General features: G+C 61.0%; 13 protein-coding genes. All 13 read left to right on the top strand.

All coding sequences use genetic code 11. From position 1 onward, the window contains the following. Positions 1-153: 153 nt before the first annotated feature. The 13 genes from CABTHER_RS15915 (at position 154) to CABTHER_RS09335 (ending at position 14,339) form a co-directional block, all read left to right on the top strand. Positions 154-2,145 (top strand): serine/threonine-protein kinase, encoded by a 1,992-nt coding sequence (locus CABTHER_RS15915; RefSeq protein ID WP_014100398.1) that lies wholly within the window; start codon positions 154-156, stop codon positions 2,143-2,145. A 47-nt stretch (positions 2,146-2,192) separates the two neighbouring features. Then, positions 2,193-2,633, top strand: coding sequence for a Fur family transcriptional regulator (locus tag CABTHER_RS09390; RefSeq protein ID WP_014100397.1), 441 nt, complete (start codon positions 2,193-2,195; stop codon positions 2,631-2,633). A 66-nt stretch (positions 2,634-2,699) separates the two neighbouring features. Further along, on the top strand, positions 2,700-3,176 hold the full coding sequence (locus tag CABTHER_RS09385) for a rubrerythrin family protein (protein ID WP_014100396.1): 477 nt from the start codon (positions 2,700-2,702) through the stop codon (positions 3,174-3,176). A gap of 110 nt (positions 3,177-3,286) precedes the next feature. Further along, complete coding sequence (locus CABTHER_RS09380; RefSeq protein WP_014100395.1) at positions 3,287-3,802, top strand: NADPH-dependent FMN reductase; 516 nt, start codon at positions 3,287-3,289, stop codon at positions 3,800-3,802. 97 nt (positions 3,803-3,899) lie between these two features. Next, entirely contained in the window at positions 3,900-4,394 is a 495-nt protein-coding gene (gene dps, locus CABTHER_RS09375) for a DNA starvation/stationary phase protection protein Dps (protein WP_014100394.1), read from the top strand. 6 nt (positions 4,395-4,400) lie between these two features. Then, positions 4,401-5,285: a glutamate formimidoyltransferase gene (gene ftcD / locus CABTHER_RS09370; RefSeq protein ID WP_014100393.1), complete on the top strand. Its 885-nt coding sequence runs from the start codon at positions 4,401-4,403 to the stop codon at positions 5,283-5,285. A gap of 30 nt (positions 5,286-5,315) precedes the next feature. Further along, positions 5,316-6,326, top strand: coding sequence for a phosphate acetyltransferase (gene pta / locus CABTHER_RS09365; RefSeq protein WP_014100392.1), 1,011 nt, complete (start codon positions 5,316-5,318; stop codon positions 6,324-6,326). Between the two features lie 190 nt (positions 6,327-6,516). Further along, positions 6,517-7,839: a lytic transglycosylase domain-containing protein gene (locus tag CABTHER_RS15910; RefSeq protein WP_187288367.1), complete on the top strand. Its 1,323-nt coding sequence runs from the start codon at positions 6,517-6,519 to the stop codon at positions 7,837-7,839. A 107-nt stretch (positions 7,840-7,946) separates the two neighbouring features. Next, positions 7,947-8,669: an orotidine-5'-phosphate decarboxylase gene (pyrF, locus tag CABTHER_RS09355; protein WP_014100390.1), complete on the top strand. Its 723-nt coding sequence runs from the start codon at positions 7,947-7,949 to the stop codon at positions 8,667-8,669. 219 nt (positions 8,670-8,888) lie between these two features. Further along, on the top strand, positions 8,889-9,458 hold the full coding sequence (locus CABTHER_RS09350) for a hypothetical protein (protein WP_148264012.1): 570 nt from the start codon (positions 8,889-8,891) through the stop codon (positions 9,456-9,458). Between the two features lie 55 nt (positions 9,459-9,513). Further along, complete coding sequence (locus CABTHER_RS09345) at positions 9,514-9,846, top strand: hypothetical protein (RefSeq protein WP_148264011.1); 333 nt, start codon at positions 9,514-9,516, stop codon at positions 9,844-9,846. Positions 9,847-10,348: 502 nt separating this feature from the next. After that, positions 10,349-12,724, top strand: coding sequence for an ATP-dependent Clp protease ATP-binding subunit (locus tag CABTHER_RS09340; protein ID WP_014100387.1), 2,376 nt, complete (start codon positions 10,349-10,351; stop codon positions 12,722-12,724). Positions 12,725-12,875: 151 nt separating this feature from the next. Beyond that, positions 12,876-14,339, top strand: coding sequence for an NADP-dependent isocitrate dehydrogenase (locus CABTHER_RS09335; RefSeq protein WP_014100386.1), 1,464 nt, complete (start codon positions 12,876-12,878; stop codon positions 14,337-14,339). Positions 14,340-14,405 lie beyond the last annotated feature (66 nt).

The following is a 14,405-nucleotide window of genomic DNA, read 5'->3' as shown; positions in this document are numbered from 1 at the left end:
GGATTCCGGGTTGAACTTGCGGTTGTGGGCGTATAACCTATGGTTCCTCAAGGTTTGGGAATCCTTTTCTGAGAAAGTTTCACCGCCTTCCCGGACGTGGCGTTCGTTTCAGCCAGGTTGACTTCTTCCCGACCCATCTTCTGAGGATTCGCCATGCGCGACGCTTCTGTTCCCCACGGCGCGTCGGCCGTGCCACCGGCTTTGCTGGCCGGCTTGACAATGCGCCTGCCATTGGATGTGACTTCAGACCCTGCCCCGCGTGAAGCCTCCCAGAACGACCCCTTTCTGGGGCGGACACTGGATGGCAAATACCGCATCGAGCAGCGGATCGGCCGCGGCGGGTCCGGTACGGTCTATCGGGCGCGTCACCTGCTCATCCACCGTACGGTTGCCGTCAAGGTGCTGTCCCTGGACTTGGTTTCGGATGACGATGCGCTGGCCCGCTTCCGCCGCGAGGCCGCCATGGCCGGACGCCTCAAGCACTTCAACATTGTTTCCGTAACGGACTTCGGCCTTACGCCGGACGGCGTGGCCTACCTCGTTATGGATTTCATTGAGGGCAGGAGCCTGCGTCGCATTCTCAATGCGCAGGGAACGGTGGCACCGGAAAAGCTCGTCGGCTGGTTGAAACCGATTTGCTCGGCCGTCCATGCCGCCCACCGCAAGGGCATCATTCACCGTGACCTCAAGCCGGACAACGTGATGATTGAGGTTGTGGATGGCGAGGAAATCCCGCGGGTGCTCGACTTCGGGATTGCCAAACTCATGGATGCCGTCACCGTCGGCACGGATTTCACGACCGAAACCGGCAGTGTTATGGGCACGCCCCACTACATGTCGCCGGAGCAGTGTGAGGGCAAACCGCTCGATGCCCGCTCTGACATCTACAGCCTGGGGACACTGGTCTACGAACTGTTGACCGGCAATGTGCCCTTTCCGGGCAAGGTCACAACCACCGTTATGATGCAGCAGGTGACTGCCGCGCCGCGTCCGCTCCGTGACCTGCGCCCGGATTTACCGGAAGCCGTCGAACTCTGCGTCATGCGTGCCTTGAGCAAAAATCCGGCAGCCCGGCATGCGACGGCGCTCGACTTTGCTCTTGAGTTCGAGGCTGCGCTGTCCTCGGCCTCGACGCCGGAAGTGGCCCCGCTGTCTGATCCGGCGCTGGTGCCTGCTCCCACGCCACGTCTGCATACGGATGAACCGGCGTCGAATCCGGCCCTGGATTTTCGCGCCCAGCTTCGCCAGGCTGCGGCTGTTGCGCCGCCAGTGCTGCTCCAGCGGGGAGGGAGACTCCCATCCGAAGACTTGCCTCCTGCGTCAGTGATGCCGTTGCCGGTGCATAACGTCGGGAAACCTGCCGATAGCTCTGAGTCCATTCGGGCGGCTGAGGCGCGTTCATCCACGGAAAAGCTTTCGGCTCCAGCACTTTCTGTCCCGGCATCGCCGCCGTCCGTAGTTTCCGTGCCGCCGCCACCGGAGGCGGTTTCAGCCCGGCCCGAAGCGGCTGCGCCGGTTGCCGGAACGGTTGACCGGGCACCCGAGCCGTCACTCCCCGCTATGGAAAGTGCAGCCGCGGCGGCTGCTGCCCTGGCCCGTGCGTCAAAGGGCGTTGCTCTGAAAGCCGCCCCGAAGCCAGTGCGTTCCTCCAGTCCCACGTTTGAGTCGCAACCGGTGTGGGCCATCCGGCGGGGCGCAGCCTGGCCGTGGATGAAAATGACCATGCTGCTGGCTGGTTTGGTGGTCCTGACCTACGCCCTGGCGACCTATCTTCTCTATCGCCAGGCAAACTTCCGCCTGGGGGCAGAACTGGCGGCGCTGGCCCGGGATCGGCAGCAGCCTCTGGCCACCTTGCGCGAGCAGACGGCAGCCCGGCTTGCCGCCCGGAAGCTGGAGGTGGAAAGTGTACGTGTCCGGCTGGACCCCCCCAATCAGCGGGTCATGCTCTATGTCCGCTACCGGCGCACCTGGCTTGGGTGGTTGCCGCTGCGCTTTGAGGCCGAAGGGCAGGCGCAGCCGGTTCCGATGACGCTTGACATCCTGGCCGGTATCACTCCGTCCCAGGCGGAAGTCGTGAATGTGTCGCCACGTGAGATAGAGCGGTACCGTAGCGAGCGGCAATCTGGCGGGTCGCTGGGCCGGTGAAAAGGGTATTGACAAATTCCTTTTTTGGACTTAGTCTAGCCAGTGTTATGAAACGACTCACGGCCCAAGAAGTAATTGCCCTGATTCGCACCCGTGGCCTCAAGCTGACGCCGCAGCGCCTGGCCATCGTCGAGTATTTGCAGCAGTGTACCCACCATCCGACGGCCGAAGAGGTGCTGGCTGCCGTCAACGCCAGGTTTCCCATGGCGTCGCGGGCAACGGTCTATAACACGCTCAACTGGCTTCGGGAAAACGGGCATCTGATGGAAATCCACGAAGGGGGCGTGATGCGTTTCGATCCCAACCTTGAGCCACATCATCACTTTGTCTGCCGTCAGTGCGGACGGGTTGAGGATGTTGAGTCAGAGTTGGTCGGGCCGTGGCCACAGTGCACGTTACCGGGGCGGCACGTCATCGAGGGCTTCGACCTGACCTTGCGTGGCCTGTGTGCGGACTGTGCCCAGTCGGGCCAGGCGGCCGGGGCCTGAAATTTTTTTACCCACTGATTTAGATGAAATCTAAATCAGAATCTTGTCTATGAAGGAGACCACACCATGAACCAACCACAGACCAAAACCCAGCAGAACCTCCAGGCGGCCTTTGCCGGTGAAGCCATGGCCAACCGCCGCTACCTCTACTTCGGCCAGCTTGCCCGCAAGCTGGGCAACGAGGAAGTCGCCCAGTTGTTCGAGCGTACGGCTGACGAAGAAACCGGGCACGCCTTTGCCCACCTGCAACTGATGTATCCAGAGTCCGAAATGACCGTCGAAAAGCTGCTTCAAATCGCCTATGAAGGCGAAATGTACGAAACCGAGCAGATGTACCCGACCTTTGCCGAAGAAGCGCGGCAGGAAGGGGAGTCTGCCGCCGTGGCGGAATTCATCGAGCAGGGGGCTGAATCCCGTGAGCATGCCGAGCGGTTCAAGGCTATGCTTCAGCGGGCTGCCAAACAGTTCAAAGCCTTTGGACGAGTTGAAGCAGCCCACGCCAAGCGTTATGCCGAGGCGCTGGAAAAAGTGACGGCGCGCTGAACGTTCATCTTCCGGGCCATGTGATGCGCGCCCGGGCACTGGCTGGCCTCTTTGGAGTCGCCTGCCCCGATGCGCCGGGCGCGCGTTCTGGCACGTTAAGGATCACTCTTATGGAATACCTTGTCTTGGCCACGTCACTGCGTACGGACAGCCACAGCCGGATTCTGGCCCGCCACGTGACGGAGGCTTATGCCCAACGTGGTGGACAGGTGGCATTCGTGGACTTGCGCAATTATCCCCTGCCGCTCTGCGATGGCGGGCCAGCCTACGATGACCCCGGCGTGGCGGCCCTGTCGGCACTCATTGCCGAGGCGCGGGTGGTGACGCTGGCCGTCCCTATTTACAACTACGATGTGAATGCGGCGGCCAAGAACCTTGTCGAACTTACCGGCCCGGCCTGGGCAGGCAAGATCGTAGCCTTTCTCTGCGCCGCCGGCGGACAGCGGAGCTATATGTCAGTGCTTGGACTGGCCAACAGCCTGATGCTGGATTTTCGGGCCGTGATTGTCCCGCGCTTCGTCTATGCTACGAAAGCCGACTTCCAGGACGGGCAACTCATCTCACCGGAAATCGCCGCCCGCGTTGATGAGTTGGCGGAAACTTCCATGCGACTGCGCTACGTGTAACTGCGCTACGTGTAAAGGCAAGGCCTTTCCAGAGGGTGCCGGGGCTTGGTTACTGGTTTCCACATTTTCACAGTTTTTTCCACAGGAGGATAGCGTTATGGGTGAGCAACTGCACGCAACACGCCTTGACCTGCCCGAAGAAATTCGGGTTGCGGTCATTCGGCTTCTCAATCAATCGTTGGCCACGGCACTCGACCTCAAAACCCAGGTCAAACAGGCCCACTGGAATGTCAAAGGGCCGCAGTTCATTGCCCTGCACGAGATGTTTGACGAGATGGCGACCGAGCTGGACGGCTTCGTGGATGACCTTGCCGAGCGCGTGACGGCGTTGGGTGGTACAGCGCTGGGAACGGCGCGGATCGCGGCGGCGCAGTCGATTCTGGCGGAATATCCCACTGACATTCAGGACGGGCTGGATCACGTCAAGGCACTGGCCGAGCGGTATGCCCCATTTGCCCATCATGTTCGGGCAGCCATTGCCGAAACCGATGAACTGGGCGATGCCGATACGGCCGATCTCTACACCGGCATTTCGCGCGCGATGGACAAGCGGCTGTGGTTTCTTGAAGCCCACCTGCAGGCAGCGCGCTGACGAGCTATGGGTGCACCGCTGGTCGAGTGCGTCCCTAACTTCAGTGAAGGTCGGCGGCCGGAGGTCGTGGCGTCCATTGTGGCGGCAATAGAGCACGCCCTGGGGCAACCGATCCTTGACCAGCATCTTGATCCCGATCACCACCGGTCGGTCATCACCTTTGCCGGTTCACCCGAAGCCGTGCGCGCCGCCGCCATAGCCGGCCTGGCCCGGGCGGTGGAATGCCTTGATCTCTCCAGACATCAGGGCGTTCACCCGCGCATTGGCGTCGTGGATGTCGTGCCGTTCATTCCGGTACGCGGCGTGACCATGACCGATTGCGTGGCCCTGGCCCATCAGGTCAGCCAGCAGGTGTCCGCCCGCCATGGGCTTCCGGTCTTCTGCTATGGCGAGGCGGCGCACCAGGCGGTGTACCGTGATTTGGCCGCAATTCGGCGGGCGGTGCGGACGGCACCGACATTTCCGACGCCGGACTACGGCCCGCCCCGGCCGCATCCCACGGCCGGAGCCGTGGCCATTGGGGCGCGCGATTACCTGATTGCCTTCAACGTCGAACTGGAAACGGACGCGCCGGACATTGCCCGCTCCATCGCGCGGGAACTGCGGGCAGCGCAGGGCGGCCTGCCAGGGGTCAAGGCGCTGGGGTTGCGCCTGGCTTCCCGTGGTACGGTACAGGTTTCCTGCAACCTGACCGATGTGCGCCGGACGCGCCCGGCGGACGTTTTTTATGCCGTGGCGGCGGCGGCGAAACGCTATGGGGTGCGGGTTGGGCGGCCGGAATTGGTTGGTCTCGTACCGACGCCGGATTCCACCATCGGATTTGATGCGGACACACGGGCGAGTCTGTTCCCCGACGAAAAAATCCTCAGTCGTCGGCTGCGGCTCGAATAAACGGACGCCTTATCCGCAAGGAGCACCGCTATGACACTACTTGAACGCCTGCGTCAGCGGGCCGCGCAGTTGTCCAGGCATATTGTTCTGCCGGAAGGGGAGGACCCGCGCACACTGCGCGCGGCCGTGATGTGCCAGGAACAGGGAATGGCACGGGTGACATTGCTGGGGGATGCCGCGCGTATTCGTGAGCAGGCGCAGGCGCTGGGGATTGACCCGGACCGCTTTCCCATCGTGGAACCCACCACCGCCCCGGAGCGCGAAGCCTTCGCCCAGGCTTTTTATGAGCGCCGCAAAGCCAAGGGGTTGTCTCTGGAGCAGGCCCGCGAAGTAATGTGTGATCCGCTCTACTTCGGGAACATGATGGTGCAGACGGGACGCGCCGACGGTTCCGTGGCCGGGGCTACGCATTCGACGGCCAAAACCGTGCGGGCGGCCCTTCAGGTCATCGGCCTGGCGCCGGGCTTCAACATCGTTTCCAGCTTCATGCTCGTCACGGTACAGGACCCGTCCTTTGGTACGGACGGAAACTTTCTGTTTGCGGACTGCGCGATTGTCATCGAACCATCCGCGGCTGAACTCGCCGACATTGCGCTGGCCGCAGCGGAAAACTGCCGTACCTTTCTGGGTGTCGAGCCAAAGATTGCCATGCTGTCGTTTTCCACGCGGCGCAGTGCCGAGCATCCGCTCGTGGACAAGGTGGCAGCAGCCGTGCGGCTGGTGGCGGCGCGGCGTCCCGAACTGCTCGTGGATGGTGAAATGCAGGCCGATGCCGCTATCGTGCCCGTCGTCGGGGCGCGCAAAGCGCCTGGCAGCCCGGTGGCCGGTTACGCCAACGTGCTGATTTTTCCCAGTCTGGAAGCGGCCAACATTGCCTACAAGCTGGTCGAACGCCTGGGCCGGGCGACAGCCATCGGGCCGATTTTGCAGGGATTGGCCAAGCCAGCCAACGACCTTTCCCGTGGCTGTGATGCCAGCGACATCGTGGACGCCATTGCCCTGACGGCACTCCAGGCGGCGCAGACCCCGGCTGCCGAATAGCCTTTGCAGGCGGCGATTGACCCCAAAAATATGAGACAGGGTTTGACATTGCCTTCACCCTGATGATAGAAGGCTGGCACTTCCGGCTGAGCTTTTCGAGCGTTTTGCGTACTCCGCCCTGATCTGTTCTCGCAGGTTGATGCGTTCGGAGGCTCACCACCATTCAAGTTGGGACTTTTCAGGAGATGCCATGACGTCATGCCTTGGTCTTTGGCGCGTATCCGCATTCTGTGCGTTGACGCTATGCGGAACGGTCGTCGCGGTTGCGCAGTCGCCAGCGCCTCTGGTGTCCACTCCAACAACGTCGGGGCGCGCCCTCATTGCGGCTGCGGAGCGTCATTTCAAACGCGGTGAAGAAGCCTTCCGCAACGGTCAGTTTGAAGACGCCAGGCAGTGTTTTGCGCAGGCCAGGGCCGTTCTTGAACAGGCTCCAGCCGAGTTGCGCGCCGGACAGGATGTGCAGGCTTACGCTTTTGAACTCCAGGGACGCATTGAACTGCTGCACACCGGTTTGCGACAGGCGGCGCTGGCAGCCGGTCAGGGGACTTACCGCGACGAACTGGCGGCCCTGGACATCAGCCGCATCAGCGCCCGTCCGATGGGTGAGCTGGATATGTCGAACTTCGACTTCAAGTTCACGGTGACGGCGCAGGTGTATCAGTTTATGAACTTCTACACGACTGGGCGGGGGCGCATCACGATGGAGCGTGGGTTGATCCGCTCCGGGCGCTACCGCGAGATGGCCGAGCGCATCTTTGCCGAAGAAGGTGTTCCGAAAGACCTCATCTGGCTGGCTCAGGTCGAGTCTGTGTGGCAACCACGGGCATTGTCCTTTGCCAAGGCGCGGGGTATCTGGCAGTTCATTCCGGGAACTGGCGCACGCTTTGGGCTGCGGCAGGATGCCTACATGGATGAGCGCGTGGCGCCGGAAGCTTCCACCCGCGCGGCCGCCCGCTATCTGAAATTTTTGTACGACTACTTTGCCGGTGACTGGCTGCTGGCTATGGCGGCCTATAACTGCGGTGAGCACAATGTCGAGCGCGCCATCGAGCGGTGTGGCTATGCCGACTTCTGGGAACTGCACCAGCGCGGACTTCTGCCGCGTGAAACACAGAACTATGTTCCGGCGATTCTGGCCGTTATTGCCATTGCCAAAAATCACAAGCAATACGGCTTTGATGTAACGCCGGAGCCACCAATGCGGTACGACACCTTTCAGCTCGATACGCCAACCTCGCTGGTTGTGGCGGCCGACCTGCTCCAAGTCCCAGTCAGCGAGTTGACATCCCTCAACCCCGAACTGCACCGGGCGCTGGCACCAGCGGGTTTCAACCTCAAGCTTCCAGTGGGCACCCGTGAGCGTTTTGCCGTGGCCTATGCGGCGCTGACGCCCCAGGACCGCTTGGGCGCGGCAGCGGCACCTACCCTGGCGGAAAGCCGGCCGGCAGCCGCCCCGCGTTATACCACGCGCAATGCACGTACGACGGGACGCCGGTACCGGACCCGTTACTGATGGCGTTCCACGGTTGACCCTGACCGGGCACGCCGTCTGGATGACTTCCCGCCTGCCGTCCGTGGCATTGTGGCTGCCACGGACGGCAGATTGGCTTGGCCGCGCCTATGCATCATCCGTCCTCGCCTGCTGAGCGGCTGCTGGTTGCACTGGACACGTCCGACCGCGCTGCGGCCGAGCAGCTCATGCAGGAGGTCGCCCCCTATGTCGGAGGCTTCAAGATTGGCAAGACGCTGTTTACGGCGGCCGGTCCACCGGTCGTGGCAGCGGCGCTGGCGACCGGCGCACGTGTCTTTCTGGACCTGAAGTTTCATGACATTCCCCACACGGTGGCCGGCGCGGTGGCGGCGGTGATGCAGCTCGGCGTACACCTGTGCACCGTCCACACGCTGGGCGGACGGGCGATGCTGCAAGCGGCTGTCGAGCCACTGGCTGCGCTACCGCCGGGCCGCCAGCGGCCGACCATTCTGGGCGTGACCCTGCTGACGAGCGCCGATCAGGCGACACTTGATGAGATTGGGCTGGCTGGAACACCGGAGGAGGTTGTTCTCCGTCTGGCGCGTCTGGCCGTGGACTGCGGGCTGGGGGGCGTGGTGTGTTCGCCCCAGGAAGTCGCGGCAGTGCGGCGTCTCGTGCCCAAGGATTTCGCCATTGTGACGCCGGGCATCCGTCTGCCGGATGCCATCCCGGACGACCAGCGGCGGGTGTTGACGCCGCGCGCGGCGTTGGCGGCCGGGGCTACCTACCTTGTGGTGGGGCGTCCGATCACGGCGGCTGCTAACCCGGCCGCCGCTGCGCAGCGCATCGTAGAAGACCTGGCTACACTCTGAAATACTGCCCGGTAACGGTGGAGCAGCGGGCCGGAATGGCCGGCTTTTTTCATTCGGGCCGCTTTTCTTCTCACACCCTGGAAGACAATTGACTATGTTGGAAGCAGGTTGCCTGACTGCTTTTCATCCGAGGTTCCTGCCATGCCACTGCTGCCCATGATGTTTGGTTGGATTGTGTTCCTTCAGGACGCACCAGGTTTCAATCAGTTGCCTTTGCCCATGCGCATCACCTTTACGGTTGTTGCCATCGGCACGATGTATGCCATCTGGGTGTTTGTCTTTCGGGATTTGGTCCGTCAGGCGACCCGGATTGAAGCCCGCGATATGGAGCGGTTGGAACGTCTGGCGCAAACTCACCAGCTTGGCGCGGTCATGGAACGACCGGTAGTTCTGGATCGCTTGAACATCGCGGATACGGACGAATCTGAACGGGCCTACAGTGCCATCCAATTGCACGAACATGGATTTGTTCTGGTCAGCCTGCATCACCAGGGCTGGCAGTCGGAATTGGCTGTGCGCTACACCGATCTGGAAGCGGTACAAAGCTACTCCGAACGGCAATTGACAGGCATTCGGGCGGCGATTCTGGGCCCGTTGGCCTATCTCGTTCAGAAAAAGCGGTATTACCTTGGTATGCTCGTACGCAATCAGGATGGTACGGTCCAAACAGTATTGCTTCAAGGGAAACGAAACGTAACCGAAAAGCTCGGTGCCGCGATTGATTCGGCGCGATGTGCTGCAAAATCATCCTCATTTACCCCGGAAACAACGTTGTCGGCGGCTGGTTAGGGGCAATTCAGAGAAAAGTATTTCCCTTTTTTGAGTTATTTCGTCTATAAACGGGATGACACTTTCAAGTCACTTCTGGTACTTGAAAGCATTTCCGAAACAGCTCGAAAAAAGGGGAAACGTAAAAGCTATGGCAAACACAAAGCAAAACTCAGCACAGGGCGAAGCCAAGAAGCGTCGTGGCAGGGTAGCGCAAAGTATCACGGTACCGGTCAGTCGTCAGACAATGGCCGTCCTTGAAACTTATGTCATGCTCGGCCAGGCGACCTCGGCCAGTGCTGTTGCCGGGAAACTTCTGGCGCGTGCGGCGGAAGATTTACGGGAAAATCTGGCACGTCAATTGAGCAGCAATCTCGGACGTGAGCAAAAGGGTGAAGCCAAAGAGTGAAACCCGCCCTGAATCATCTCCCGTCCTGTTGGGGAGCCTGACTCGAAACGGTGTGGTTCCTCCAGCCCAGCCCTGACAGCCGGAGCAAAAATGGCAGGAGCGCCCGGTCAGGCATCCTGCCATCTGCGGCTCATCCTGCTGCTTGGCGTGTTTCCTGGCGGCACGGCTGCTTTTTCCCCTCCCAAAACACGCTTGATTTCCCGGACAGTATCCGGCCTTACTGTTTCTGACCGGCAGGTTCTTTCCCCCAGGGACGCTGCCTGAAAAGAGACGCTGCCTGAAACAGGTTGCCCGCTGGCGCTTTGAAGCTGGGACGTGCTGCCTTCCTGCCTTTTTCGCCAAGGCAGGAGCATGGAAAATACACCAGTGTCGTTTTCGGTACGAACAACCCCTGTGCGTCGGCGCATAATCAGGAGGCATGAGCGGGACCTCCCTGGCTATCCGGTTACGTCCTCATCCGATAGCCAGCTTCACACTGACCTTACGGCTAGGAACTCACTGTATGTTCGAGCGATATACCGAAAAGGCCCGACGGGTTGTCTTCTTTGCCCGGTATGAAGCCGGGCAGTTTGGCGCGCCGGCCATTGATGCCGAGCACCTGTTGCTGGGCTTGCTGCGCGAAGACAAGGCGCTGGCTAACCGCTTCTTTCTCAAAGCGCACCTGACGCTGGACGGAGTGCGCCGTGACATCGAAGCGCGCACGGTGCGGCGGGAACGGACGACGGTCGCCATGGATTTGCCCCTGTCGCCGGAAGCCAAGCGGATTCTTGTCCATGCGGCGGAAGAGGCCGAGCGGATGAACCTGCGTGCCATTGGCACCGAGCACCTGTTGCTGGCGCTGCTGCGTGAAGAAAACACCCTGGCGGCGCGTATCCTGTACGAGCATGGCTTGCGGCCGCAGGCCATCCGGGAAGAAATCCTGCGAACCCTCTCCCCCGCACCTGCGACGACGCCCACCAGCGGCAATAAGAAGGAATCTTCCGGGATTGCTGAATACAGCCGTGATTTGACTGACCTGGCAGCGCGGCGGATGCTTGACCCCCTCATCGGACGGCAGAGCGAAATCGAACGGGTGATTCAGATTCTCTGTCGGCGCAACAAGAATAACCCGTTGCTCATTGGGGAACCGGGCGTTGGCAAGACCGCTATTGTCGAAGGGCTGGCCGAACGGATCGTCAACGGGGATGTTCCGCGTTTTCTGGCCGACAAGCGCATCGTCGCCCTTGACCTGAGTCTGGTTGTGGCCGGAACGAAGTACCGCGGGCAGTTTGAAGAACGCCTCAAAAACATCATGCGGGAACTGGCTGAGTCCAAGAACATCATTGTCTTCATAGACGAAATCCATACGCTTGTCGGTGCCGGTTCGGCCGAAGGCTCCCTCGACGCGGCCAACATCATGAAGCCAGCGCTCTCGCGCGGGGAAATTCAGTGCATTGGCGCGACGACACCGGCCGATTTCCGCCGGAGCATTGAAAAAGACCGTTCACTCGAACGCCGCTTCCAGTCGGTGCCGGTCGTGCCGCCCACTGAGGAAGAGGCCCTGTCGATCCTCATGGGGTTGAAGGAAAAGTATGAAGACTTCCACGGTGTGATCTACACCGCTGAAGCCCTGTCTGCCGCGGTTCACCAGTCAAACCGCTACATTGTGGATCGCTTTTTGCCCGACAAAGCCATTGACGTGATTGATGAGGCCGGCACCCAGGTCAAACTGCGGGCAGCGCAGCAGAGTGCCCCAGCGCCAGTGACAACTCCAGCGCCCCGCCGCACGAGTTACTTCACCAGCTTTGGCAGCGAAGTGCCACCGTCCCTGGAGACCCTGCCCCCGCCGCTGTCCACTCCCGTGGTGACACGCGCCGACATTGAGGAAGTCATTTCCCGCTGGACGGGTATTCCCGTGTCGGCGCTCAAGGAAGATGAAGTCCAGAAGCTGTTGCGTCTGGAAGATGAACTCCACCGGCGGGTCATCAGCCAGGACCGTGCGATTTCGGCGCTGGCCCGGGCCATCCGCCGTTCCCGCGCCGGTGTCCGCAGCCCGAAACGGCCTGTCGGAAGCTTTCTCTTCCTCGGTCCGACCGGGGTTGGGAAAACCGAATCGGCCCGCACCCTGGCCGAACTGCTCTTTGGCAGTGAGCGGGCACTCATTCGGTTCGACATGTCGGAATACATGGAAAAACACTCGGTCGCCAAACTCATCGGCTCACCGCCTGGCTATGTGGGCCACGAGGAAGGCGGGCAGTTGACCGAGCAGGTCCGGCGGCATCCCTACTCCGTGCTGCTGTTTGACGAAATCGAAAAAGCCCATCCCGACCTGTTCAATCTCCTGTTGCAGGTTCTGGAAGACGGACAACTCACGGACAGCCTGGGCACGACGGTCAACTTCAAGAACTGCATCATCATTCTGACCTCAAACATCGGCGCCCGCCACATCCAGAAACGGGGACGGCTCGGTTTTCATCCCGGCAGTGTCCCGGACGATGAAGCCGCCGTGATGAATGCCGTCCGGCAGACCTTCAGCCCGGAGTTCATCAACCGGCTGGACGACATCATCATCTTTGAGCCGCTTGTCGAAGCCGATCTGGAAGCCATTGTGGCCCTGTTGCTGGCCCATCTCAACGAGACGTTGAGTTTCCGGGGGCTGTCCCTGTCGGCCACGCCGGAAGTGCTGGCCTGGATCGTGCAGCAGACAGCGCATGAGCGCCAGTATGGCGCGCGTCCTCTCCGGCGTGCCATCCAGCGGTTCATTGAGGACCCGCTGTCGGACGCCGTCATCCGTGGCGACTTCAAGGATGCCACGCACATCGAGGTGTTCATCGAAAACGGTCAGATTCAGTTCCGCGCCCTGACGCCGGAACCAACTGAAGCCCTGGCAACTTCCTAGTTCCCCGTTTCCAGTTCCGGACCTTGCTTCTGACGGCGTTGCGTCCACGTGGCGCGACGCCGTTGCTGTTTCTTGACCGGACGGCATCCGGGAACTAGACTGCCTGATATTATGTGCGCTTTCGCACACTTTTCTTCGAGGACATCGTTACATGGCGTTTCACATCACTGCGGATGGGAAGAAGCTCGTCACGCTGATCCCTGGTGACGGGATTGGGCCGGAATGTGTTGAGGCAACCCGGCGTATCATTGAGGCGTCCGGCGCGGCTGTGGCCTGGGAGGAGCGGGCGGCCGGGGCAAGTGTCTTTCGGCAGGGCGTGCCCTCCGGCGTTTTGCCCGAAACCATTGAATCCATCACCAAAACGCGCGTCGTTCTGAAAGGGCCGCTCGAAACACCGGTTGGCTTCGGTGAAAAGAGCGCCAACGTGACGCTGCGCAAGCTGTTTGAGACCTACGGCAACATCCGTCCGGTACGCGAGATGCCCGGCGTGCCGACCCCCTTCACCGGGCGGCGGCTGGATTTGGTGGTCGTGCGTGAAAACGTGGAAGACCTGTATGCCGGGATTGAACACATGCAGACGCCCGGCGTCGCCCAGTGTCTGAAGCTCATTTCCCGCAAGGGATGCGAGAAAATCGTACGTCTGGCCTTCGAGTTTGCCCGCTCCGAGGGACGCACGAAAGTCCACTGTGCGACGAAATCCAACATTATGAAGCAGACCGAAGGGATGCTCAAACGTACCTTCGAGGCCATTGCGCCGGAGTATCCCGACATCGAGGCCAACCACATCATCATTGACAACTGCGCTCACCAGCTTGTGAAGCGCCCAGAGCAGTTCGATGTCATCGTCACCACGAACATGAACGGCGACATCATCAGTGACCTGACTTCCGGTTTGATTGGTGGGTTGGGCTTTGCGCCCTCCGCCAACATCGGAAGTGAAGTCGCCATCTTTGAGGCCGTCCATGGTTCAGCGCCCAAGTATGCCGGGAAGGATGTCATCAATCCGACGGCGGTGCTGATGTCCGGGGTGATGATGCTGCGGCATCTGGGCGAGTTCGAGGCAGCGGCCAAGATCGAAAACGCCCTGCTCGTCACCCTTGAACAGGGCATTCTGACCCGGGATGTTGTGGGCGATGCCAAAGCCGTCGGCACGCGGGCCTTTACGGACGCCATTATCGGCAATCTGGGCAGGCAGTCGGAAAACTGGCGGGTGCGTGAATACAAGCCGATGGTGCTGCCTGATTTCCCGAAGGCCCCGGATATGGTCAAGGCTGAAGTGCGGCGGACGGTTGGCGCGGACATTTTCGTGGAGACGGGCCAGTTGCCGGAACAACTCGGGCCGGCACTTGAAGCCCTTGCCGAAGGCAGCGCCCTCAAGCTCAAGATGATTTCCAACCGTGGAACAAAGGTCTATCCCTCGGTGGGAGCGATGACGGATTGCGTTGACCATTACCGCTGCCGCTTCATAGCACGGGATGCCGCCAGCGACCTGACCGACGCCCAGATTCTCGATCTGGTGCAGCGCATCGGCAGCCAGTATCGCTGGATGCACATCGAGAAGCTGCCGGAGTTTGACGGTGAAGCCGGTTATACCAAGGCGCAGGGTGAAGATTAGCCATACAGTCCGGGCATGTTGACAACACCTGCACACCGGCGTGGTTTCACGCCGGTGCTTTTTGTT

Source organism: Chloracidobacterium thermophilum B (genome assembly GCF_000226295.1).
GTDB classification, from domain to species: Bacteria; Acidobacteriota; Blastocatellia; order Chloracidobacteriales; family Chloracidobacteriaceae; genus Chloracidobacterium; species Chloracidobacterium thermophilum.
The sequence above is the reverse complement of the archived record's forward strand: the minus strand, read 5'-3'. Positions and strand labels throughout refer to the sequence as shown.